Below are 24,407 nucleotides of genomic sequence, written 5' to 3' on the forward strand. Positions count from 1 at the left end.
CCCATTTTAACCAAATTTTCCTTTGTGAATATCACCACATAGGTTATCATATACGTAGTTCAGATATTACGATGAATGTGTAGTTTTTTCGAAGTGAATGAATTAGATGTTGTAAGAAAAACTAGGAAAATATATAACCATGAAAATCAAAGGATGAAAGAAATGAATAAGAAGACATATCTTGTAAATATAGCTTATCTAATTGACTTGACTGACGAAGAATATAAAGAATTTGATGGGGAATTGACTCCTATACTAGAGAATGAAATTACAATAAGGAGAGATTTGAAATTACATTGGGAGAGCAGTTCCTCTGTATTGCTCGATCCAGAAGCAATGAATTGCGGAAGATGCGCAAAATGTAATTCATGGGTAACTGATAGAGACAAACCAAATCATATTGATGAACTAAATAACGGAGCAGTTGTTGAAGGACAATTACTTTGTGATGAGTGTTTGCCAGAGGAGCATAGGTGGGCTTTTTAGATAATGGATAATGTGAGTAATTTGCAGAAATCTACCCATCACATAACAAAAGTTTCGCGCTATGGGCATGCGCCCTTAACCGTAAGAAGAGATACATTAGAAGCATGATCACCAACACAGGTTTCATTCCTAAGATAAGAACTATTTAAGGATGAAGCCAGTCATGAATTTATGAACGTAAGGTGAACTCCATACATCCATTTTTAAAGAGGTGAAACCCCTGAAAGACAAAACCGAAGTGATGGCTTATTTTAGTTTGTTTGGAGATGAATTCGATCCGAATCATGTAACTTCAATACTTAGAATCGAACCTACCAATACGGCTTACAAAGGCGACATAATTAACAAAAAGCATCGAATAAAAGAAACATCATGGACATTAGGTACGGATTATGAAGAATCATTAGATGTGAATCACCAATTAATAAAAGTAGTCGATATGTTAAGAAACAAAGCAAAAGAGATCAATTCGATTCGGATTGAACATCAATTAAGCACGAAATTTTTCATTGTAATAAGAATAGAAGAGGGGGAAACGCCTGCTCTTTATTTCGATTCTGATTTTATTGAATTTGTTAATATGATTCATGCTGAAGTTGATGTTGATTTATATGCAAATCCATATAATGAAAAATTGGAATAAGAAATATAGTTTTTAAAACAGGCTTCGAAGGAATGGACATCAGATAACATTGTGTAGGAATGAATGAACCTTAAGGATCATCAATATCGGATAACAAGGTGTTTATGATGTGGGACAGGTATCATTTTTGCTGAAAATAGTGGTGTTTCCTTAAAGGAGGATCTTAAAAAATGGGAAAACGGCATTCTATTGATAAAGCGGAGTGGTCAGAAACAAGAGAGAACCAGTATCACAAAGACTGCAAGGATAAGGCATTTGAATTTGGCGATAGACTCATCGAAGTAGATGGCACGGTTTATTTGAAACGAAAAGAAGTCCAAATTAAGGTGATTAAACCTCTTAAACGAAAAACATTTTGGTATGAAACATGGCTGAAGATCAAAGAACTCTACAATGCATAGTCTAACATGAAATTCAACATGATCACTTAAGAGCCAGTGAAGGTTGATTAATTATTTTGTGAGTCATATCAGGAGGTAATATATTTCAATGACGATAATTTGTCTCGAAGGTGCCAGCTCTGTAGGTAAAAGTACGACTTGTCAGCAATTCGCTACACAATATGATGCATTTATTGTTCCAGAAACAGGGATTCTTTTTGAAACTCCTCATCTTGAAGGTAAGGAACTTATGATGTGGTTACTGGAGAGACAAATTGAAAGATGGCATATAGCAGCTGAGAAGAATCAACAACATGAGTATGTGATTTTGGATGGTGATGTATTTAAGATTTGGTACAGTTGGATATATGGTTATGAGCACCTATCTTTAGATGAAACAGCGAACTTTTTTAGAGAGAAGTTATCAGAGAATGAAATATCATTACCGGATGCATATGTTCTATTCTGGGCGGAAGAAGATGAGCTGCGCAAGCGAAAGGAAATGGATCAGACAAGATCCAGAAGAAATTTTGATAAACACCTACGCATGATTGAACCTCAAATGAGATACTTCCATTATCTTAATGAACTGGTACCAGGATATGTGGGAATTCATAAAGCTGAGTCTATAGCAGATAATATACATCATATTGTAAAGCATTGCGAGACATTACCGGGCATAAAAAAACGAGAGATCGAGATCTTTGATAGAGTCATTGATTTTTACAAGAGTACTACTCCTTAAACTCCGTATGGTGTTTGATATTAGTTTCCAAAACTACTGTAGCTGTGCCTTGGATAACTGACCAAATACTGTGACCAAAGGAAAAAGGAATATGTGAGGTGAGTTATGGGCGTAAGAAAAAAATATAAACGTAAAATCGTTCGATCCAATCGACTATTCTATTGGTATGTTGACCCGGATATTGACGACGAAGGGATAATCAAATTACATATCGTTTCTGAGGATAAGAAGTTAATCGTCACTTATGAAGTGGGACAACACAGTATTAAGAACAAGCCCCCATTTATAGTCATCATCGGAGAAGAATTTGAAGGCTGGACAACAGAATATATAGGATACAGAAGAGTACTAACACCGAAATGGAGCGATGAGATCATCACGCCAAAGTTGATAGGAGAAATTATTGATTGGTGCCTCTTGAAAAACAAAGAAATAAACATCGTTAATTGGAAAGGTGAAATTCTCCAACCTATCTCCTGAATAGCGTGTAATTGTAGTTGAAAAAAATTTAGATTCATGTGGACTCTTTTGAAAACGTATACGTGAAAAAAGAGTATGTAATTAACATTTGATACATAAGGAGAGAAGCTAATGCAGATGAATCGTGGATATCACGCGGTTAACAAAGTAATCGCTTGTGTTCTGTCATTCATATTTATCATTATGGCAATAGCAGTACCTGCCCACGCTGATGAGAAACAGGTTGAGACTACACCATCCAGGATTCCTTTATCCAATTTAGAGGAAACGATTGATGCTTATGTAGCCTCGTATGAGAAGTATACTGCTGCCGTTTCGGTTGTGGCTATCAAAGACGGTGAAACCATTGTGAATAAGGCATATGGTTACGCAGATATTGAGAATCAGCGAAAGGCGGATACCTCTACGGTTTTTGAATGGGCTTCCATCTCAAAACTGTTGGTCTATACGAGTGTGATGCAGCTTGTCGAACAAGGAAAGCTTGATTTGGAGACGGATATCCAGGAATATCTGCCAGAGGGATTTTTCAAAAAGCTGAAATATGATGATCCGATTACCCTATTGAACCTGATGCATCACAATGCGGGTTGGGAAGATCAAACAGTCACGGAAGTGTATTATTACGACGAGAATGAAAATGTTGATTTGGGAGAAACGTTGCGTAAAAATGAGCCGAAACAGATATATAAACCGAATAGCGTCGTTGGTTATTCAAACTATAGCGTTGGATTAGCCGGTTACATCGTGGAATTGGTAAGTGGGCAACCTTATTATGAATATGTTAATCAACATATTTTCGAACCTCTTCATATGAACGACACTACGGTTCATCCAACGGGGCGAGATCGTCCAGACATCGTACAGAGAAGGAATGAGGTTGAAGGGTATACGAAAGATTTGAAACTGATCCCTGAGAACAGAGTATACGTAACGTTTTATCCTACAGGGGCAGCGATTGGGACAGCAGAAGATTTAGGGAAATTCCTTGCGGCATTGATGCCTGTGGATGATAGCAATGTATTATTTAAGAACAGGGATACGTTGAACGAAATGTTGTCGACAAGTCTCTATTATGACGGGACTTCTACTCCGCGATTTGCGCATGGGTTCGTTGAGATGGAATACTGGGTGCCTGCACTGATGCATGAGGGGAATCTGAAAGGGTTCTCCAGCAAACTTGTCTTTGATCCCGAATCTAAATTTGGGATGGTGGTCATGACAAACCAGTCTTTTGAAGAAATTTATTATTATGGGCTTATCAAAGAGATTTTTGGCGATAACGTAAATTCTAATATTATTACTTCAGAGGGGGGAGGATATTTTCAATCCGCACGACGACCTGCCGCTAGATTTACCGATTTATTCAGACAGCTTGATATAACGAAATTTTCAAAAGCTGAGTTAAGTAGTCTTTATAATGTGGTCGAGCATAATGGCGTGGTTGAGAAAATTTCCTTCACTCCTTACATGGATTACTTGCCTGTATCGAAATGGAAGGTGAACTTGATTGTAATATCTTTTATTCCTGTCATACTAGCTATCCTTTTCAGTGTGACTGCTTTGCTCGTCTATTTTATCCGGATGCTACTTCACAAACGAAATAAACGAGGAAATCCTCGGATAGATTTTAATAAATATCATCTTGCAATTAATATTGCAGGTGCGGTACTTCCTCTTAACCTGTTAATCATACACACGAGACTTCCCAATTATCCTGCTCACTCTTCGATACGGATCAATTTAATGTTTAACCTACTTTATGTGGTTCTAGCAGTCGCGTATCTTGGCTTGCTTATGTTCAAACTGCGGAAGAACAGTTACAGCAAAAAGCAAAAGGTGATGTACATCATGTCTGGCATCTCGGCGTTCATCTTGGCTGCTTTTGTTGTGGGATGGCATTTGTATGTTTAGAAGGGCAGAAGCTAAATATAGATATTTCAAACATTACAAAGGCTTGCGGATGACTCCTATATATAAGTGATATTAAGTGAGGTCAATTACAAAGACATAAAGACAGCAGTTCCTTATCGGGACCTGCTGTCTTTAAATTAGTTGGACAAGCATATAAACAAAGTCAAAGGTAACAACAAAAATGATCAGGGCTCTAGTTTAGATCCTTTACTGGCTTATTGCTACAGGTATTTGACAGAGGTAATAAATGAACGGTAAAATCCAGATATTCCCTGAATTCAGAAACTAAATATTTCTTTAGTAGGTGTGAGGTATTCTATGACGAGAATTATGGTTACGCCAGAGCAACTTTTCGCAATTAGTAAACAGTTCTCTACAGCTTATACTACCCTTCAACACATGAATGAAAGTCTTCTACGAAGCATGACTGATATAGAAGCGAACTGGGATGGGAGTACTAGAGAAAGGTTCTACTATGATTTCAAGAAGTCACAGCTTGTTATGACTGAAGTTGTCACACTTATGAGTTCAATATCAACTGTGTTACATAACCATGGAGAACGATTTCTCCAAGCTGATCACGAGTCGGAAGGGCAAGTAGACATGAACTGTTTACCACCACCCCCACCGAATGCTTGTGGCCCACAGGAAGGTGTAGACGATCGGAATGCAATTGAGAAGTCTGTAGATAGTTTAAAAGAGCTAGGACAAGCATTTATACAATCGGCAGATGACCGATATCAGAAGAGATATGATAGTGTAGGCGGATTTCTGGATTACTGGACATTTGGTATTCCAAGTGGACTCGTAAACGGGTATGTTGATCGAGCTGACAAAGCTTTAGAGTCGCCTCAAGACACACTGAACTGGTTGACATTTGGAGTCCATGGAACGATTAGGGAAGCCGTTTTGCCTACAAATGCTTGGTCAAGTGAACATTGGGCAAGTATGCTTGGTACAGGTGGTATGGTATTAGGGGTAAGCTCTGTTTTCAAACCAAAGCTGCATATCGATACCCCTGTCAAATATGAGGGCGCAGTGGATTTTAGACAGATTTTAAGTGACGGACAACGCAATGAGCTTCCGCTGACGGATAACCAAAAGATTGAGATAAAGAGTTACTTGAACAAGCTTGATTTCCCCGAAGAAAATATCTTAATCGCACAACCTGGTTATTATGATACCTGGAATACAGGCATGATGTATAATCGCTTGGTCATCAATACGGATGTCTTACCAGCAGCAGCCCCGGGAGTAGGGACTTTGAGTGCGAATACACGCATTTCAATGAATGCTACACTAGCTCACGAGATTGTTGGGCACTATGAGGCTTCTATCGCAGGCAGATCGTTCCCACTTTATGATCTTCCTCCTGAAGTCATCAAGAGAAACTATGCTCTTGATGAGGCTCAGGCAAGTATCCGGGCAGCAAGGTTTGCTCCTGAACTCAATTCTACTGAACGGTATGCTTTATTAAGAGACGCGATGGTTAGACTTCGTAATGCCGATCTCAGAGTGCGAGATGTCAAAGGCGAGCTATTCATAGATCAGAGATAAGGAGGCCTTACAATGGAAACTAAAATGCTGTTTGGCGTTGGGTTAGTCTTCGATACACCGGAATTCGGAACCATCGTCATGGGAGCCAATGAAGAGTTGGATGAACTAACTCCGTCAACAATCAAAGAGATGATCGGTGACCAGATTATTATCAAAAAAACGGATGGGGAGGAGCAAGTGTTTGGAGTTGTTTCTACTCAAATTAATCATTCTATTGCGGGTAAAAAGAATATCGGTATATGTTTGGGTAAAAGTATATCCCCAGACGAAATACCTGCGGGTTCAATCGTCTACTGTTATCCATGAGGACAAATTGACAGTAGGTATACTTTGTTGAATCTACATGGAGTGGCAGTTTTTATTGCACTGACTGTGCCCATCTTTCTTTTAAAGATCATATATGTTCCGAAAGCATCGGAAGGTCATCTGATTCCCTTTTTGGGATGAGGATAGCCTTCCTTTTTATTTCTCAGAATTGCGGAGAAAGACATAGACTCAAACAAAGGAGAGTTTCCTATGAACGATGATAATACAACGGAAAAGAAGATTACCATAACTAAAGGTTCCACTGATTCATTGCATATTCGTTGTCCCTATAACCCTGCATATATTCAGTGCATTCGCCAGATTACGGGCAGAAAGTGGGAACCCAAACAGAAAATGTGGATCATACCCTGCACTATTGCGGCCATCCAGGAGTTTACGAGCCAGTTTGATCCAGATGAAGTTCAGATTACCCCGGAGTAAAGAACCGTTACAGAAGGCACTAAAGTTACGAGGATATAGTCGCAAAACGATCAAAGCGTATTGTAATCAGGTCGAGCGTTTTCTAAGCAGCCTTAGCCTTAAAAATAAGGATGTCACTACTTCCAATGTTCAGATGTATTGTTTAGGTTTGCTGGAGCGAGGAATTTCCCATTCAAGCGTGAATCAGACCATTAGCGCGCTCCGCTTCTATTGCAAACATGGAGAACGCTTCTTTCAAGCCTCGCCTGGGATAGGGTGCAGAAATACATAGATGAATACAGACCCAATCGTTGGCTATTTCCGGGCCAATCTTCTGAACGACATCTTACCGAGCGGAGCGTACAGAAGGTTTTTGAAGAAGCTAGACAACGCGCAGGAATTATGAAAAAGGTAAGTATCCATGCGTTGAGACACTCCTTCGCCACTCATTTGTTAGAGAACGGGACAGACCTGCGCTACATTCAGGAGTTACTTGGTCATACGAGTGCACGTACAACTCAGCGATATACGCATGTGAGTACGAAAAATATCCAGCGTATTCAAAGCCGGCTGGATCGGATGGATTTGGGAGATTGAATGCTTCGATAAATCCCCCTTTTTTACCAAATTCTTCTTCGCAAATACTACACCATAGGTTATCATATACGTAGTTCACATATCATGCAGGATGTGTGGTATTTACGAAGTACATAAATTAGATGTTATGAGAAATTATTGCAAGAAAAAATATCAAAGATAAATAAAAGTGATTGAAGGAGAATCCTAAATGAAGATTGCAATTATAACTGATATACATGGTAATTATCCGGCATTGAGTGCCGTATTCTCTGATATTGTTTTCCGCGGGGACATCGAACATACATATTGTCTGGGTGATATGATTGGTATCGGCCCTAACTCTAACGAAGTGCTTGAAGAGATAATGAATCGTAAGGATGTATCGGCGGTTTCAGGTAATCATGAAGAAGCGGTTTTAAAACTACTGCAAGGGAAAGATACCTTGCCAGGTCATGAAATGATTGCTGAACATCATAAGTGGGTCGGTAAGCAGCTAAAAAAAGAAAATATCAAGTTTATAGAAAATCTCCCTCAGACATTAGAAGTTGAAATAGAAGGGAAAAAAATATTAATAACGCATTACCATATGAAGAAAGAAGAAAGAGAAATAATAGATGAAACCCCTTCGGGATTAAAATTAGACGCAAGGTATGAAGGCTCACCGTATAGTCTCGTTTGTTTTGGTCATCATCATCCAATCCATTACTTCAAGACAGATCAAAGAGTTTATTTGAATCCTGGAGCTTTAGGTTGTAATGATCATGCGATTGCAAGATACGCGGTAGTAGAACTGAAAAAAAGAACAGTGAATATTCAGCTTATAGGAATCACATATGATAATAAAGCATTTTTGGAGTCTTTTGAGCAGTTAAAAGTTCCAGACAGAGAGTTTATGATAAAAGCATTTCATGGGAACCAACTTGAGAGAGATTTCAAAGATGGAAATAACATCTCATAACATAATATTCAAGCTACGTCTCCTTCGGAGCCTTGGTCTGCGGGAAGGAGCTATTACGTGAAGATAAACCAAGAAATAATAAAAATGCTATCTAACATTGAGTGGTTTAGTAAATGTGGAATGAGAGATTATCAGAGTAACACCATACTTTACACTAATTCTTGGGTTGAAGCTTCTGAATATTGTGATTCTCAAGAATGGGAAGAAACAACTTTGAAGACTAGAAATCAATTAACTTCATATTTGCATAATCATTTTTCAAAAGAGTATTTAGATTGGAATGCCTTAGTCAAAGAGGCAAAGACAATTAGCGATGAGATTTTAAACGAGCAGCTGAATAAAACTCGAAATGCGTTTCAACTAGATGATATGTTTGGTGAATGTGTAAGATGGGACATTTTGAACATCATTATGGAATACAGTTATTTAAATGAGTTAGGGAATAACCGCAATAAATTTTACTCCGATCACTTATTATACATATATTCAATCGGTCATTATCCTTGTGGATGGGAAGGAACGTGGCCTTCTGGCAAGTTAGTGATTTTTTAAATATTATTGAGGGTTTTTCAAGAAGTCAGTGACATCAGCTAACATAATGTTCACGCTGCGGGCATACGCTCTTGGTCCGTCATTCACGGGACACCCGACATGCGGTTCTACTATCAGTTCCATATGTGGCATTAGAGAGTTTACTTTTATTGGTATATCATAACACCGGAGTAAATTCACTAAAATATTGGATGTGACTCTATGAATCATGAACTATGCAATAAAATTAATGGATATTTAGAAGGAATAAGTAATGTACTTACTTTGGAGGATGTTCCATAGGTAATGAAGTATTTATCTTAGATCTATATCAGTGGGGTTAATGGACAAATTTGCACTTCTCAGGCTGTCGAATCATCCTCGTTAGTCACTTAAGGATTACAGACTCGTGAACATAACAGGTTACAAGAAAGAGTTACAATTAGAATGAAAACATACGTATAAAAGTGGGAGAGCAAACAGCATGAAGTTTAATTATAAGAATTTTTCTTGTGATACTGAGATCTATCTCAAAGACAATGACATTATAATCAGGTTTTTTAATCGATCTAAAGAACAAGCAGAAGCTGACATAATAAATCTAGTAATAGTTGATCCTGGGTATGGATATCTTTGCTTGAAAAATAAAGATGATGCAGCACTCTTAAGTGGATTCCTAGATGAGGACGTTTTTTCATCAGATGGGCATATAGATGCAGCAATTAGTTTAATTGAAAAAATCAGTCCAGCTACTAAGAATATGTATACTCCTTATCATATTACACGGTTTAAACAAACCAGTTTCGTTGAATATAACGGTGAATACTAATAAAAGATTCTCGAAGGTGACATCGTCATCATAGATGTAACTAAGATACTGATTAGGATGTGTGGATAGTTCAAAGATTCTTGAATTCAGTTGCTTTCTGTGGAGGAACAGATCGATTCGTATTAGGGAAAGTGAGGGGAGAGTGAATATGAAGAAGAGAAATATAGTGGTCTTGTTATCCGTCAGTTTTATCTTAATCTTCTTATTCATCTATAAATACTACACGTTAAATTATACGAATGAGGGTATAACAAACAAGGTTTTAAATCAAGATGGATATGCATTGACGCTGAGAACTCCAGAAATGCCGATTCAAATTTTTGTGAAATCTGAATGGATTCCATTCAGTGCAGGTGAACCTCTTAAAAGAGATATCAAAGTATCAGAGACTCATAGCAGCAATTTGATATTAGATGTGCAGAACAGAGATGATGATATTTATTTTAGTTTTAGGACTACATTTAATATGGATGATCCATCTGGGGAGTTCATATATAATGGTCTGTTTAATGAGAATGGAACGTTTACTTATTCACCAGAGGAAGTACGGTTATATGATAAAAACATGAATCAGCTCTCCGTAGTTCAGACAGGTATTGGTCCTGAAGCATCGTTCTCATTCGGAATTGAAACGGAAGAACAGAAATTAATAAGTGAGGGATTCTATGTGAAGTACGATGGATATAACGTGTATGATTATTCTAAGAAGTAATTCAGCGGTCACACCAAAATAGATAGGTGAAATCATTGCATAAGAAACCAGGCTCTCAGATATCCCAGAACATTGTAGAATAGATTTAACAATAAACAAATCAGGAGGATACATGGGTACAGACATTTGTTTCTTTGTAGAGGTAAGGCATTACAGGAGAGAATATGAATGGAATAATGGTGCTGTAAGAGAAATAACAAAGAGTGAGGAAGAATTGAATAGTACTGCTCGCTGGATCAGTATGGATAAGTGGATGATTAATCCTGATTATTACTTGTTTCCAGAAAAAAAGATCTCTAAATTGAAACTAAGTGATCCTCATGAATTTTATAGTGGGGGGCGGAATTATGATTTGTTTAGTGTTTTATCAAACACCAGGAATGATCAAAATCTACCTTTCATATCTTCGCCACGAGGAATTCCGGTAGATACCTCGCCAGACTTAAGTGAAGTTGTACTTGAGGATAAAGAAGATTTTTATGACCACAGTTGGCTTTTATTGGAGGAGATCCTTCAGTTCAATTGGGATCAAAGTTATTATTGTGATCAATTTATGGAGTACAGAAATATTAAAAATACATGCTCTGAATTTATCAATGTAACCATTCCAAAGTTATTGAAATTAGGGAGTACGGAAGATGTAAGAATGATTTTCTGGTTTGGTTAGATTTTATTGAGAACGCATTCGTAAAGGCGGGAGCAAATGCAGGACTATAAGGTTGCTCTGCCCTGATACCTTTATATCGTGATGAAATTACAGTTATTTTTAATGTTAAAGGAGATCAGCTAATGCAAATAGTTCGAAGGCATGGCTATGCTAACAAAGTGGTCGCCTGTGTTCTGTTATTCGTGTTTCTCATTATGGCATGCGGGTTACCGGCCCACGCTGAGATAGAGAATGTGGAGACTACGCCTTCCAGGATTCCGTTGTCCTCGCTAGAGGAGACGATCGATTCTTATGTGGCTACGCATGAGAAAAACACCGCTGCCGTTTCAATTGTGACTATCAAGAATGGGGAAACGATTTATAGTAAGGCCTATGGCTATGCAGATATTGAGCAACAGAGAAAGGCGGACAGCTCTACTGTTTTTGAATGGGGTTCCGTCACTAAACTGTTGGTCTGGACGAGTGTAATGCAGCTTGTCGAGCAGGGAAAGCTCGATCTACATACTAATATTCAGGAATATCTACCGAAAGGGTTTCTAAAGAAGCTGGAGTATGATGCCCCCATTACGCTATTAGATCTTATGAATCATCAAGCGGGTTGGGAGGATAGGATGCTTGAGTTATGGTATCTATCCGAGAATCAAGTTATGGATCTGGGAGAAACATTGCAAAAATTTGAGCCAAGACAGATCTATGAACCGAGGAGTGTATTTGCTTATTCAAACTATGGTGTTGCTATGGCTGCCTACATCGTAGAAGTGCAGAGCGGACAACCTTTTTACGAATACGTGAATGAACATATATTTAAACCACTGGATATGAAAGAAACTACGATTCATCCATCACATCAAGATCGTCCAGACCTCGTGCTGAGAAGGGATCAGATTCAAGGCTATACTGCTAATGCCGAACTCATCCCCAAAACCAAAGTATACATGAACATATATCCTGCAGGAGGTGCCATGGGCACCGCAGAAGATGCAGCAAAATTCCTAGCAGCCCTGATGCCAATCAATCGTGGTAATTTATTATTCAAGAACAAAGAAACCTTAAACGAAATGCTGTCAACCAGTCTGTATTATGATGGAACTTCTATCCCTCGAATCGCACATGGATTCATTGAGGTAGAGTACTGGACACCTGCACTGGAACACGGTGGGAATACATTGGGGTTTTCGAATAAATTGATCTTTGACCCGAAATCTAATTTTGGGTTAGTGGTGATGACCAACCAGTTCGAAGAAGAGGTATATTGTTTCGGTCTTGTCCAGAAATTGTTTGGGGATAATTACAGCACTAGCTCTGTAACCTCTGGAAATGATGGATATTATCTCACTACACGACGTTCCGGTTCTGGATTTACGAAGCTTTATTCGATTCTCTTGCTGAAAAAGTATTCCACATTTGATCTTAGTAACTTCACCAATGTTGTTGAGAAAGATGGTGTCGTTGAGAAGGTCTCCTTTACTTACAATGATTATGTACGTGTATCAAGCTCAACGATGATCTGGATCATTGCCTCTTTAATAGCTCTTGCAATAGCCATCGTATTCAATTTGAGAGCTGTGATTGGCTATTTTATCCGATTATGTTTTTACAGATTGAAAAAATGGGAAAGACCCGGGACAGGGTTTGATAAATATCATGTTGCCATTAATATTGCAGGTCTGGCATTCCTACTGAATACTACAGTACTAGCCATGCGAGCATTGAGTTTAAACGCCTCTTATTCTTCATTACGAATTCATCTCATCTTTAACCTGATTTATGTGATTCTAGCTTTAGCATATCTTGTCTTGCTAATCTACAAACTGTGGAAGATAAGTTACAGCAAAAAGCGAAAGGTTGTATATATCATGACCGGAGTATCGGCTTTCCTATTTGCTACTTTTATTGTGGGATGGGATTTGTATTTTTAGAAGGGCACTCATGAAGAGGTATTGGAGTGAAAGACAGCAGTTCCTCATCGGGGACTGCTGTCTTTGTGTTTATATGCTCTTTGGCTTTTGAAGAAACTGTAAATGACCATTAGAATATTCAATAATAATAGACCTATATATCCATCTGTTAACTTTGTACGTTCAACCCACTTGTTCACTAACTCTCCAGAGAGAGCTTGTTTTCCTAAATATTTATTTATATCATTCGGATGAGTTTCATCTATATATATAAGTGGAAACTCCATGCTGTTGGAAGAAGCAGCTAGCGGCGGATAGAACTCTACCCATTTTTGACCTGCCCATCGATCATACTTATAATGCAAGTCTGCGCTGGATTCAAGATTATCCCACCTGAGAAAACCCAATATGATTAGAATACAAAGTGTAAAGACGCTAAATATTAACTTCTTGTTATTCAAATAAACACCATCCTTATGTGTGTACTACTAACAATATCACTGTGTGAAAACAACTTTATCATCCGTTTATTCTATCAGCATTTTCCGTTATCTGTAAGTAGATTGTTTCAATGAAATGCTAGTAAGTAAAAAACCAATCGATCAAAGAATCGTTGCAGCAGGTTTTCGAAGAAGCTAGACAGCCTGCAGGGATTGCAAAAGTGGTGAGTATTCATGCGCTTCGCCACTCATTTGCTGGAAAACGGGAAAGATCTACGGTACATCCAGGTGCTACTCGGTTATAAAAGTGCACGAACAAACTCAGCGCTATACGCATGTTAGTATGAAAAATATTCATCGCATTCAAAGCCAATCGGATCATATGGATACGGGAATTGAGCCTCCCTATAATTCTCCCTTTTTCACCAAATTTTTCTTCGCAAAAGTCACCGTATAGGTTATCATATACCTAGTTCAGATATCAGGCAGGAAGTGTGGTATTTACGAAGTACATAGATTAGGTAGTTAGGCGAAACTTCGTAGTAGATAATAATAAAGAGGAGTACATTAATGGATTATGCTATTATCTGCATGAACGAGGTTTTTCCAAGTGATAATGATGTTGCTAAGTGGGTAGTTGGATTGGCAGTCATACATAATGATTTTCTCTTTCTAAAGAAGAAGTTATTCAAATCTTCAGACGTGCTTTCGGACTTGATTTCAGAAGCACCATCTATCCTTAAAATTCTCACTGCTTCCCTAAGAGAGGCTATTTTCTATCTAGAGGAGTCTGAAAAATTAGCAGAAATAAGGACATATATTAATTCTTTACCTGAGCAGTTAATCCAGATGTATATGGCTCTTAAACTTCTATTTAGAAACGGTGCAAAGGCAGATTTATTGCAAAAATTAACAAACGCAAGAAACATAACTTATCATTACTCCAAACCTCAAAGGAACGAACTATCAGAAGCATTAAAAGCGTTGAGCAATGAAATTATATTTTACGAAGAGAACGACCAAAGGTTCTTGTTTGCAGAGCACGTAAGGAATACAATTTTATTAAATTCATTGTTTTCGTCTAATGAAATCAGATTAGGACAAGAGTTGCCCATATCAGAATTAATAATAAGTATTAAAGAATCTATAGAGACCTTCATTGATTTTTCTAACAAGGTGAGTAGACACTACTTGGAAGATTTTTGTGAGTGATTCATTGCAGCATCGCCTAACATAATATTCAAGCAACGGCTCCGTTGGAGCCTTGGTCTGCGGGAAGGAATTCGAGGAGGGATTTCAGCAGACAACCCCTTCGGGGTTCGTGAATACAGGAACGTTAGATGAAATTCCTTAAAAGCAATAGATATACTAAATTAAAGGAGAAATTATCGTGGGAACATATGAATTAAAACTTAAATTTAATTTTGGTAATAATACGTTGTATGAATTGGGGTATTTTTCTACAGATTTATATCAATTGATTGTTTTTAGTGAGTTGATGCAAAACGAAAGATTTTCGCTTATTGATGAGAACTTTTTATCCTCAAGACAAAAATTCATTATGACAAGAAATAATTATTTGCTTAGAGAATTCAGAAATAGAGCACAAATTAAAAGTATCAACAATGGATGTATTGAACTTGTTATTGCTGGAGTATCATGTATGGCAACGATAATAGTCCCATGCCTTATTTATAGGTTGCAGGCAAAAAACAATAAATCTCAAGATATATTTTTTGAAATAAGTACAAATGATAGTGAATTAAATGAATTCTTAGATGAATTTAATAAAGGGCTTTATGGGAAAGGAACCGAGGGTTTAACATGGTTGTTTAAGAGATTAGAAGAGAAAGGATATAGTGTTAGTTCATCAGGAGAGCATGTCTTTAATATTGAAAGAATGATAGAAAGATATGAGAAACGCACGATTAAATTAATAAATAAATATTGATTGAGTGTAAAGCTAAAAGCCAGGAACATCATCTAACAATATATTCACGCTGCGGGCATACGCCCTTGATCCGGCATACGCCGGACACTCGACAGGCGTCGAGTCGTGAATACAGGAACGTTAGGTGAAATTATTGCAAAGGATGGTAAACATGAAAAGAACAAAAGCTCAAGTCGAATTTGAAACTATATTTAAAAAATTTATATTTAATATTAATTCACTAAGAACGTACATCAAAAGTGTTTCATTATCGCTTGATAATCAAAAAAGTGATCACAAATTCGTTGAATCTCTTGATAATGCAATAGAGCTTCTTATTCGCAAGAAAATAAATCCTTCTGAATTTAACGACCATAATGAAAAATTTGAAGAACTGGAAGAGAAACTCAAGGAGAAATTCAATTTAGAAATTGATTTAGAAGAACCAGAAACCGCAAAAGTTACAATGACTGGCGGTCTTACTGGAAAGATAAAAGATCAGTTTGAATCTTACAAATTAAATAAGAATCAAGTTAATATCTTATACCAAAGTTCATTGATAAGTCTTGCTACTTTTTTTGAGTTATTAGTTGCGAGTATTATTAAAAAACGTTTATTTGATTATCCTAGTGCTTTGAATATTGATGAAAGATCTTTAACTCTCGAAGAAATTAGAAAGCTTGGCTCATTTGAAAATGCAGAAATATATCTAATTGAAAATGAAGTTGAACAAATAATGAGAAAGAATATACTGGATTGGATTGAGTATATGAAAAAAAACTATAAATCAAAATTTCTATTCCTAACTGATATAGAGGCTAAACTTTTTGAAGTTTTTCAGAGAAGAAATCTCTTTGTTCATAATGAAGGAATTGTAAATAACATTTATTTATCAAGAGTAAATCAAGATTTAGTTAAAGATTTTAGCCTTGGGAAGAAGATAATTATTACTAATGAATATATGGATGAAACAATTGATTTAATTGAATATGTAGGAGTAATTCTTGCACTGGAGTTGTGGCAAAAATTCGAAAAAGTGTCTATGGTTCGTCAGGATCTTATACAAGAATATGGATTTGAATTTATGCTTCAAGGAAAGTGGAAATTATCTAGAGAAGTGTTTAGTTTACTAATAAATGAAAGAGAGATTGGTAATCGTAGTAAAACTATGGGGCTTATTAACTATTGGCAATCATTTAAAAATTTAAACGAGTATGATCAGGTAATTGGTGAAATTGAGAAGGAAGATTTTTCTGATAGAAGTCTGGATTTCCAACTATGTTTTTTCGCTCTTAAGGATGACTTTAATAATTTTTTTAATATTCTTCCAGAGGTCTGTCCTTCGGAGATATCTCTTGAACATTTAAAAAAATGGCCAATTTTTAATTCTGTTCGACAAACAGCTGAATATGAAGCTTTTATTGAGAAAATGACAAACACAAAAAATGAAATAATATCGTAAGTTTACTCATAGAAGGTGAAAACATCACCTAACACAAGATTCACGCTGCGACCTGTGGTCTTGGTCCGGACCGGAGCAATAAGAAGCGGATTCGGTTGGAGTAATTGCAGTGGCAGGGAAGCAGATTCAGCCGGACAACCCTGCACTCCCTTAGCACATCGCGGTCCTTACCTTCGCTCACTTAAGGCTGTGAGGGTTCGTGAATCCAAGAACGTTATGTGAAAGTAATTGGAAGATCAAAAGGAGGTAAATATGAATAATATTGGAATATATATTACTGATTTCTGCAATAACAGTGGCTTATTTGACTTACAGAAATCAAATGAAGCTAAAAGCTTTTGAAATTTTCTTGAAAAGAAGGGAAGATGTACTTAGTGATATTGAAAAATACTTAGAAATGTTACATCAAGTTAAACTAGAGATTGATTTAGATAATGACGAGAAGAAACCAAATTTGTCTAAATTCAGTACTGAATATTTTCATGAAGGTCTTATATTATTTCATAAAATTAAAGGTGCTAATTTTGGGGAATTTTCAAATATATTAGCGAGTAATTTCTGGACATTAATCAATGAAAGATTAACCAATAATAAGTTAGATAAGGATGAACTTCTTGATTGGATTCATAGAATTCAAAACATATTATCTATTTTATATGGATTTGCACATAGTACAGTAAATTCAGAAATCCAGTCAATTACATTACCCCTTCATAAAAAGACATTGAAGTATTGGAAAGAAAGAAGGAAAACTAGAAACTTGAAGGACGAACAAAAGTGATTACAATCCGAAGAAGAAATTGCCTCCACATAACATAATATTCACGCTGCGGACATTCGTCCTTGGCCCGGCATTAGCCGGACACCCGACATACGTCGGGTCGTGAATACAGGAACGTTACATGGAATTAATTCTTGAAGGTATTTTTATGTTTGACGATAATGAAATACTGAAAATAGAAAACGAGGGTTATGAAAACGACAATAACCCAATGTTTGGAGAGTATCAAAGAAAATTTAACTTTGAACCTATTCCCTATGGTTCGTGAGAGACATGTATTTAAGGAGAAAGTGCTTCTGAATTAAAAGTAAATTATGTGTATTTTGGAGAAGTAAGAGTGAATATAACTCTTTATTAAATTGAACAGAAAAGATTTGAGACACCGGAACTCGCTGATTTAGATAATATGCAAAATTGATTTGTAATGCCATAAAAGGCTCAAAATGAATACTTATTGATGATCCTCAAATTCAATCATTGAATATTTCGTGGATTGAAAATGAAAAAGAAGCGCATTTTGAATTGAAAGTGTCTGGACCCCCTGATGATTTTGTAATGAAACACTTAAAGTTGTACGAGATGTCAAATAAGTTATTTTACCCTATAATCAGAAATTTGGACAACAGAAGGGTAAAACATAACGAAATTAGACAGGAAGGACATGATTTAAATAAAGCATTTTACCGAAGTAGAAGTATACACCGATTCTAATGGAATTTCATAAAAACAGAATTATTGATTCAGGATTTAAGGTAGTAAAACTTAAGCGTTGGAGATCTTCTGATCTATTAAACTACATCTAACACAATATTCTCGTTGTATGAATGCGCCTTGTGAGCAGGTGTAGCCAAATGTTTTTTTGAATCCTGAGTTTCTCAGATGTTTTAGCACACCGAGTTCTTGAAAAGCAGGTCTCATTTGAAGTGGAAGTTTATCTAGGGATGACTTTTGTTTTATCATGGAAGGACACCTCTTCTGTGGTTTAGTGGATCTCTACAATCTCACGTTACCAAATGAAGAGGTGTTTTTCTATATGGGCAAGATGGGCTACTTGAATCGGCTTCACATTAACCTCGGCCTGGGGTTAACTCGATTTTGACTATGCGAAAGTTGAGTTAAGAAACCCCATGATCGATTTTTTTATGAAAGTTAGTTGAATGTAATAAGGACGGACTTGTGGATCTTAGCTAATATATAAGAATTATCATGAAAATGGTTTGAGATGATACGAAAGGGAGATTTTTATGTCTAAAAATAAAAAACGTAAGGACCAACAAAAAGTTTGGGAAGATCAATTTGAAATTGTTTCGGAATTAGGAGTAGGTGGTAACGCTAGAGTATATCATGTTATAAGAAAAATCGATAAAGCAGAATTCGCATTAAAGCATCTATACAATAAAAATGAAGAGAAGAAAGGTAGATTCATTGATGAAATTCAAGTAATAATAAATAATTTTGAAAGTATAGATGGAATTATTCCAATTAAAGAATATTCTGAAAAAGAATTTTGGTACACTATGCCAATCGCTCTACCGATATTAGAACATATAAGGGTTTCGGAGGAAACTATAGAAGAGATCATAGATGGTGTTATTCAGCTTTCTATAACATTGAGTAAATTACATTCCAAAGGAATTTCTCATAGAGATATAAAGCCCTCAAACATATATTTTTACAATGGAAGATACTGTTTTGGAGATTTTGGATTGGTTGAATTCCCAGATAATCCAAATGACTTCACAAAGTCAGATAAAGGTCTTGGAGCTATCTTTACAATTGCCCCAGAAATGAAACGAAATCCTAAAAATGCTGATGGAAAAAAAGCAGATGTTTTTTCTATAGCTAAAACAATGTGGATGTTACTTGCAGGAAATGAACTAGGGTTTGATGGAGTATATAACTTCCTTGATAGAAGCCATAGTTTGCGTTTTATGGATTTATTTAAAAGTGTTCATCTTGTGGAATTGGAAGAGTTATTGGAAAAATCAACTGATAATAGCCCTGAAATCAGACCGAGCATTGATATATTCGTAAAGGAATTAAAGTTTTGGTCGAATATTTTTAATGATTATGAAAAATCTCAGGCTAGTGATTGGAATTTTTTGAATAAATATCTATTTGGAAACAATCCTCCAGAATCTACTGTATGGAGAAACGTGGGGAAAATAGTTGACGTCTTAAATGTAATTGGTACGCTGCCTGCATATAATCACATCCTTTTCTCAGACGGTGGTGGATTAGATTTTAGCATGGCTCGGGAAGCTGATGAAAATGGGTGTATCTGCTTATACGATTCAATTGGATTTTGTTTTGTTGTAAAGCCAAGTTGCCTACGCTATGAAGGGTTTAGTGAAGAGTACGTTTGGAATTATTTCTTGCTTGAACTAGACGAGCTGTCACCAATTTGTTTTAATCATGACGTATCCCGTGAATATCTTGTTGAAGACTATCCAGGAAATTACGTTTCTGCTGATTACTCTCAGTATGGTGTGTATGATTATGATAGTGGCGAACCACTTCCAGATAACTATAAAATCGTACATCGATATTTGAAAGGTAAATTCTTAATAGTGCTAAAAAATGGTCCTTATAATGCAATCCCCGCTACATATGATGGTAGACATGGTGATTGCAATAACGATGAGTTTAGAGAGTATATCAATAAAATTATAGTAGCAGTTAATACTTTGAAGAGTAGAGGATTTGAAGAAGATAGGATTTTAGGCAGTTCATTATTTAACGAAAATCCGTTTAAAACAACCAAAGAGATTAAAAGGACTACTAAAAAAGGGAATATCAAAAGTACAAGGGAATTTATAAATTCAAACTATCTAGAATGGTGTCTTTCGGAATTTATTGCTAATGAAAAGTTTTGTAAAGGAAACATCGCATTTAATATTTTATATAATGTGAAAAAGGAATCGCATTATCCCACGTATTCAAGGGAAAAGTTCTACCTTTGTAAGGATGGTTATATAAAAAGTTTAAATGAGGAAAATGCAATCGAGGCGTACTGTATTTATAATAGAGAAGATGCATTGCATCTACTTGATAAATTCACTAATTATGTTAGTGATATTCTTGTTCGAAATGGGCTTGATTTACTAGAATATGAACAATATTTTTCAATAACCTTAAAAAAAATTGGAAAACCGACTCATCTATTTACAAAGTCAGAAATTGAAGAAGTTATGCGAATTGCTGATGATCGTAACCATAACATGCTAGTAATTGATGAGAATGGGTATGCTAAAGTTATTCAAGATATAAACAAGGGCATTTTATATCCGGTAAGACATGAATCATGGAATGCTGGAAATGTATATGTTGGAAAATACTCTAAACTTTCGACATTGGATGATGTTTATGTATCATCTCTACAAGGATGGTTAATGTACTTGCAATCCGGGGTAAGTATGTATATGGATTATGTACATGAGAATAAAGATATAGATATTCTAATACAGGAAATTAGAGAGTATTACTAAAATTATTATTAATGTTTTATGAGACTGATGATTCCAACTTAGTGCATAGCATGAATATTTAGAGAGTTTGCTTCATTGTGTATCTGGATGGCATTTGCATACATTCTTTATTTGCGTGTACTACATCTAGAGTAATAATTTATCCATCAATAATCGTTAAGGAGCCACCCTTTGTGATTCAGGGACTGGCTCTTTTCCTTTTTATATTAAAACCTTAAAATAATTTAATGTTTTTGGGCTCAAAGCCGAAATAAGTGCTTGGTTTAAAACAATGCTCATGTTGTACCATGAATTTTGTGAAATAGGTTTTGTGGATGCTCAAGTGCCAAGCACTTATTTTAAGGTTGAGCCACATTTTTATAAAAATATTTAAAGGATGACAAATGATAAAAGCATTAGTCTTCTTGCGTGGAGAAAATTTCACTATGGGCAGAATTGATTTTGAAGCTGGAGTGCTGACCATTTACAATGATAGCGTTCGTGGTTAAAACTCATTTATCAGATTTCCCCTTCAAGTAAATCCCCGACAGGTATCTAACCCTAATGTCTACATTCTGGCAAGAAACTCTGTTGTTTGATGCTTTTATTTTTGCCGATAGCTACAACCCGGGAACTGATAATATTTTTAACATCAAAGGTTTATAGCAGTTTTAATTCGAAACCTGCATTAAAACAATCATATTTTTATGTAAAATTTGGATGAGACAATAGAATGGATGTGCACCATAGAGCTAGGTTTGCATTAAAAGGTTGCTTCCGTCTAACAGCAACAAGACATGATGTGGTTAGACCCATTAGAGAGGTGGATGTATGAGCCGATTGCTTGACTTATTGGAAGTGGAACGGCGCATGCTTAATCAGCTTGGTGAGGCATCCTTGAAGCAAGCGATTCCGTTGTGGGAGAACCCTGAGGTTCAGGAACAGAGCCGGAGGGTGGATGAACTGGTGGCCCGAGTGAGTGAGATGAAGGCGAGACATAATCGAGTTGTACGATGATGAGCGAGGTACATAATGCTTAGGGGAGGGGAAGCAATGGATTTTCCACAGTGGATGCAACGAGCGATTCAAGCAAGGCTGGATGAGGTATCTGCCCGAATCGAACATGATACTGAACTTAGTCGTGTACGTGGGGAAACCGACGAAGCTTTTGAAGCTTTGTTTGCTAGCAAAGATGTCGAGCAGACACCAGAATATGCTGAGTGGGAGAGTCGATATATTGTCAGCAGAGGCATAGAAAATGAGCGGTTGTACATGCAGGGGCTAAGAGATGGGATTCGGCTCACTGTATCCTTGCTAGGTCAGTCGATGCCGGAGGAGATTGATACGAAGGCTTGATCCACTAATGCGAACCCAAAAGTAAGGGGGAGCGACCCCGATCTTAACTTAAAAAACCAGCCGAAGCGGTAAATTACACGCTTCGGCTGGTTTTTTAACGCTCTACTTTTCCAAAATCCAAATATTAATTCGCACTTACAGACTTAAACCAATCATTCACTTCTTGAGTGATCTGATCTCCGCCATTGGATTTCCAGTTGGCAACGAATTGGTCAAAGGCATCAATTGGCAGATTGCCGTAGATGATTTTGTTGAAGGTTTCCATCTCGGACTGACGGAGCAGGTTCCATTTGGATACCATGGTTGGTGTGGCTGCGCCAGTGAAATAGTTTTGTTTACGGATATCGATCTGGGACATGACGACTTTACCTGCATACCAGTTTTCCGGTTTACGGAATTCGGCCATTTGTTTCTCGTACGGTGTTTCAGGCTTCTCGCCGTTGGCCAGCTTCACGAGTGTTTTCATGTACAGATCCGGGATACGTGCTGGGCCGGTCAGGAAAGGGAATTCGTTGGAGAAGTCTTTGATCTTCTCTTTGTCACTGGTCGGTTGTCCGTCAATGATATCCCAGTCGTAACCTTTGGCGAAGCCGTATTCATACTCACTGCCCGCTTTCGGGTTAGCCAGGTTATCCAGCAAGTAGTTGTAATACAGGAAGATGGCTTCTGGATGCTTCGCATCTTTGTTGATCATGATACTTGCGTTGACACCAGAGTTCTGCCACTTCGTACCAATCTTGCCGTCTGGGCCAGCTGGAACAGGGTAAGCTTTATACTTAGAGCCAGGTACGTTCTTCAGCAGGTCAGGTGCTGGCCAGTCTGGTACCCAGTTAGCGCCAGGCAGAATGCCCGCTTTGCCAGCTGTCCAGCTTTCAGCGGATTTACCTTCGTCCCACAGAGCGGAGTCAGCGTGGATATAACCTTTATCCATCCATTCAGCCAGCTTGGCAAGGGCTTGTTTGGCACCCGGGTTAACGGAGCCGTACTCTAGGTTGCCGTTTGCGTCTTTGTTCCATTGCTCTTCAATTGTACCGTATGCACCGAACAACCAGTCGAGCTGACCCATCCAGGTGTTGGTGTTATTTTTCAGCGAGATTGCCAGCGGGAATACTTTGTCAGGAGACAGACCGTCCGGGTTTTCGTTCTTGAATTTGTCCATGATGTTCTCAAGGTCTGCGATGGTTTTCGGCGCTTCCAAGTTCAGCTTCTCCATCCAGTCCTCGCGGAGCCAGAGCAGCGTATCGTCGTTATCGGTGTACTCCATGATCGGCATGTTGTATTTCTTGCCGTCCTTGGTGAACGGATACCACAGTTCAGGATGTGCTGCTGCGTGATCTTTCAGGGTCTGGCTTGCGTACTTGTCGAACAACTCATCGATGGCGATGAATTGACCGGAGTCGATCAGTTGATTGGTCAATACCGCATTGGTGGGTACGGTGACAAAATCAGGGAGCTTCTCGCCAGAGGCGATAGCCAGTTGCAGCTTTTGTCTGTATTGATCGTCATTGGCCGGATACCAGGTATCTTTATGCTTCATACCCAGCGTTTCGAGCATCCAGCGATCGTGCACGTTATTTTCTTTGGTATCTCCTTGCACGTATTTCTTCGGCATTAATACCGAACTGAACTCGATGGGTGGATCATATTTTCCTTTAGCAAAAGCAGCTTCTGCTTCCGCTGAGCCGACAGTTCCCGGCGTATTATCGGTACCATTGTCACTGGCTGTCTCGCCACTGCCGCACGCAGTGATCGTGATGAGCGCGATAACCATGAGCAGTGACCACCATGTTTTAAATTTGATCATTGTTCAATCCCCCTACGGTGTATGATCTTTACAATGTAACTGTACCAATTTGAGCGGGAGGGCAT

The 24,407-nt window shown here is 37.5% G+C and carries 28 protein-coding genes; 25 read left to right on the top strand and 3 right to left on the bottom strand.

The window, feature by feature from the left end; all coding sequences use genetic code 11:
- Positions 1-93: 93 nt before the first annotated feature.
- The 17 genes from MHB85_RS07690 to MHB85_RS07770 all read left to right on the top strand — a co-directional run bounded on the left by MHB85_RS07690 (position 94) and on the right by MHB85_RS07770 (position 13,123).
- Entirely contained in the window at positions 94-486 is a 393-nt protein-coding gene (locus tag MHB85_RS07690; RefSeq protein ID WP_150366412.1) for a hypothetical protein, read from the top strand.
- Positions 487-697: 211 nt separating this feature from the next.
- The gene (locus tag MHB85_RS07695; RefSeq protein ID WP_341072749.1) at positions 698-1,129 is read left to right on the top strand and encodes a DUF4279 domain-containing protein; all 432 of its coding nucleotides are present in this window, start codon (positions 698-700) and stop codon (positions 1,127-1,129) included.
- 170 nt (positions 1,130-1,299) lie between these two features.
- Positions 1,300-1,530 (top strand): hypothetical protein, encoded by a 231-nt coding sequence (locus MHB85_RS07700; RefSeq protein ID WP_192134424.1) that lies wholly within the window; start codon positions 1,300-1,302, stop codon positions 1,528-1,530.
- Between the two features lie 88 nt (positions 1,531-1,618).
- Positions 1,619-2,254, top strand: a complete 636-nt coding sequence (locus MHB85_RS07705) for an AAA family ATPase (RefSeq protein ID WP_192134426.1) — start codon at positions 1,619-1,621, stop codon at positions 2,252-2,254.
- 105 nt (positions 2,255-2,359) lie between these two features.
- Complete coding sequence (locus MHB85_RS07710) at positions 2,360-2,734, top strand: hypothetical protein (protein WP_192134428.1); 375 nt, start codon at positions 2,360-2,362, stop codon at positions 2,732-2,734.
- A 111-nt stretch (positions 2,735-2,845) separates the two neighbouring features.
- The gene (locus tag MHB85_RS07715) at positions 2,846-4,645 is read left to right on the top strand and encodes a serine hydrolase domain-containing protein (RefSeq protein ID WP_192134430.1); all 1,800 of its coding nucleotides are present in this window, start codon (positions 2,846-2,848) and stop codon (positions 4,643-4,645) included.
- A 330-nt stretch (positions 4,646-4,975) separates the two neighbouring features.
- On the top strand, positions 4,976-6,202 hold the full coding sequence (locus tag MHB85_RS07720) for a WXG100 family type VII secretion target (protein ID WP_223199973.1): 1,227 nt from the start codon (positions 4,976-4,978) through the stop codon (positions 6,200-6,202).
- 12 nt (positions 6,203-6,214) lie between these two features.
- The gene (locus tag MHB85_RS07725; RefSeq protein WP_223199890.1) at positions 6,215-6,508 is read left to right on the top strand and encodes a hypothetical protein; all 294 of its coding nucleotides are present in this window, start codon (positions 6,215-6,217) and stop codon (positions 6,506-6,508) included.
- A 210-nt stretch (positions 6,509-6,718) separates the two neighbouring features.
- Entirely contained in the window at positions 6,719-6,949 is a 231-nt protein-coding gene (locus tag MHB85_RS07730) for a hypothetical protein (RefSeq protein ID WP_192134432.1), read from the top strand.
- Positions 6,924-7,220 (top strand): phage integrase N-terminal SAM-like domain-containing protein, encoded by a 297-nt coding sequence (locus MHB85_RS07735; RefSeq protein ID WP_149846460.1) that lies wholly within the window; start codon positions 6,924-6,926, stop codon positions 7,218-7,220. Before MHB85_RS07730 ends, MHB85_RS07735 begins: the two co-directional genes overlap by 26 nt.
- Positions 7,205-7,525, top strand: coding sequence for a tyrosine-type recombinase/integrase (locus MHB85_RS07740; protein WP_223199891.1), 321 nt, complete (start codon positions 7,205-7,207; stop codon positions 7,523-7,525). The genes MHB85_RS07735 and MHB85_RS07740 overlap by 16 nt, the downstream gene beginning before the upstream one ends.
- A 190-nt stretch (positions 7,526-7,715) precedes the next feature.
- Positions 7,716-8,465 (top strand): metallophosphoesterase family protein, encoded by a 750-nt coding sequence (locus MHB85_RS07745; RefSeq protein WP_149846462.1) that lies wholly within the window; start codon positions 7,716-7,718, stop codon positions 8,463-8,465.
- Positions 8,466-8,522: 57 nt separating this feature from the next.
- Entirely contained in the window at positions 8,523-9,017 is a 495-nt protein-coding gene (locus MHB85_RS07750; RefSeq protein ID WP_149846463.1) for a hypothetical protein, read from the top strand.
- Between the two features lie 463 nt (positions 9,018-9,480).
- On the top strand, positions 9,481-9,825 hold the full coding sequence (locus MHB85_RS07755) for a hypothetical protein (RefSeq protein WP_149846464.1): 345 nt from the start codon (positions 9,481-9,483) through the stop codon (positions 9,823-9,825).
- A gap of 148 nt (positions 9,826-9,973) precedes the next feature.
- Entirely contained in the window at positions 9,974-10,537 is a 564-nt protein-coding gene (locus tag MHB85_RS07760) for a hypothetical protein (RefSeq protein ID WP_192134434.1), read from the top strand.
- A 112-nt stretch (positions 10,538-10,649) separates the two neighbouring features.
- Positions 10,650-11,204 carry a hypothetical protein gene (locus tag MHB85_RS07765; protein WP_149846466.1) on the top strand — a complete coding sequence of 185 codons (555 nt, stop codon included), beginning with the start codon at positions 10,650-10,652 and terminating at the stop codon, positions 11,202-11,204.
- 122 nt (positions 11,205-11,326) lie between these two features.
- On the top strand, positions 11,327-13,123 hold the full coding sequence (locus MHB85_RS07770) for a serine hydrolase (protein ID WP_149846467.1): 1,797 nt from the start codon (positions 11,327-11,329) through the stop codon (positions 13,121-13,123).
- Positions 13,124-13,167: 44 nt separating this feature from the next.
- On the opposite strand, the gene MHB85_RS07775 is transcribed toward MHB85_RS07770, so the two are convergent.
- Entirely contained in the window at positions 13,168-13,563 is a 396-nt protein-coding gene (locus MHB85_RS07775) for a hypothetical protein (RefSeq protein WP_149846468.1), read from the bottom strand.
- A 549-nt stretch (positions 13,564-14,112) separates the two neighbouring features.
- On the opposite strand from MHB85_RS07775, the gene MHB85_RS07780 reads away from it, so the two are divergent.
- From MHB85_RS07780 to MHB85_RS07790, 3 genes are all read left to right on the top strand, one after another.
- Positions 14,113-14,754: a hypothetical protein gene (locus MHB85_RS07780; RefSeq protein ID WP_192134436.1), complete on the top strand. Its 642-nt coding sequence runs from the start codon at positions 14,113-14,115 to the stop codon at positions 14,752-14,754.
- A gap of 178 nt (positions 14,755-14,932) precedes the next feature.
- Positions 14,933-15,493 (top strand): hypothetical protein, encoded by a 561-nt coding sequence (locus MHB85_RS07785; protein WP_149846470.1) that lies wholly within the window; start codon positions 14,933-14,935, stop codon positions 15,491-15,493.
- Positions 15,494-15,644: 151 nt separating this feature from the next.
- Entirely contained in the window at positions 15,645-16,934 is a 1,290-nt protein-coding gene (locus MHB85_RS07790; protein WP_149846471.1) for a hypothetical protein, read from the top strand.
- Positions 16,935-16,936: 2 nt separating this feature from the next.
- On the opposite strand, the gene MHB85_RS07795 is transcribed toward MHB85_RS07790, so the two are convergent.
- Positions 16,937-17,080: a hypothetical protein gene (locus MHB85_RS07795; protein WP_188310535.1), complete on the bottom strand. Its 144-nt coding sequence runs from the start codon at positions 17,078-17,080 to the stop codon at positions 16,937-16,939.
- 116 nt (positions 17,081-17,196) lie between these two features.
- Between MHB85_RS07795 and MHB85_RS07800 the strand changes: the two genes are divergently transcribed.
- The 5 genes from MHB85_RS07800 to MHB85_RS07820 all read left to right on the top strand — a co-directional run bounded on the left by MHB85_RS07800 (position 17,197) and on the right by MHB85_RS07820 (position 22,538).
- Positions 17,197-17,715, top strand: a complete 519-nt coding sequence (locus MHB85_RS07800) for a hypothetical protein (protein ID WP_149846472.1) — start codon at positions 17,197-17,199, stop codon at positions 17,713-17,715.
- Positions 17,716-17,836: 121 nt separating this feature from the next.
- Positions 17,837-17,983, top strand: coding sequence for a hypothetical protein (locus tag MHB85_RS07805; RefSeq protein ID WP_188310536.1), 147 nt, complete (start codon positions 17,837-17,839; stop codon positions 17,981-17,983).
- Positions 17,984-18,959: 976 nt separating this feature from the next.
- Positions 18,960-21,203 (top strand): protein kinase domain-containing protein, encoded by a 2,244-nt coding sequence (locus MHB85_RS07810; protein ID WP_149846473.1) that lies wholly within the window; start codon positions 18,960-18,962, stop codon positions 21,201-21,203.
- 810 nt (positions 21,204-22,013) lie between these two features.
- A complete protein-coding gene (locus MHB85_RS07815) occupies positions 22,014-22,199 on the top strand; it encodes an aspartyl-phosphate phosphatase Spo0E family protein (RefSeq protein ID WP_149846474.1) in 186 nt (61 codons plus the stop codon).
- Between the two features lie 36 nt (positions 22,200-22,235).
- Positions 22,236-22,538 carry a hypothetical protein gene (locus tag MHB85_RS07820; RefSeq protein ID WP_149846475.1) on the top strand — a complete coding sequence of 101 codons (303 nt, stop codon included), beginning with the start codon at positions 22,236-22,238 and terminating at the stop codon, positions 22,536-22,538.
- A gap of 124 nt (positions 22,539-22,662) precedes the next feature.
- Here MHB85_RS07820 and MHB85_RS07825 read toward each other — a convergent pair whose 3' ends face one another.
- A complete protein-coding gene (locus MHB85_RS07825; RefSeq protein ID WP_149846476.1) occupies positions 22,663-24,342 on the bottom strand; it encodes an ABC transporter substrate-binding protein in 1,680 nt (559 codons plus the stop codon).
- Positions 24,343-24,407 lie beyond the last annotated feature (65 nt).

The organism is Paenibacillus sp. FSL K6-4396 (genome assembly GCF_038002525.1).
Taxonomy (GTDB): domain Bacteria; phylum Bacillota; class Bacilli; order Paenibacillales; family Paenibacillaceae; genus Paenibacillus; species Paenibacillus amylolyticus_B.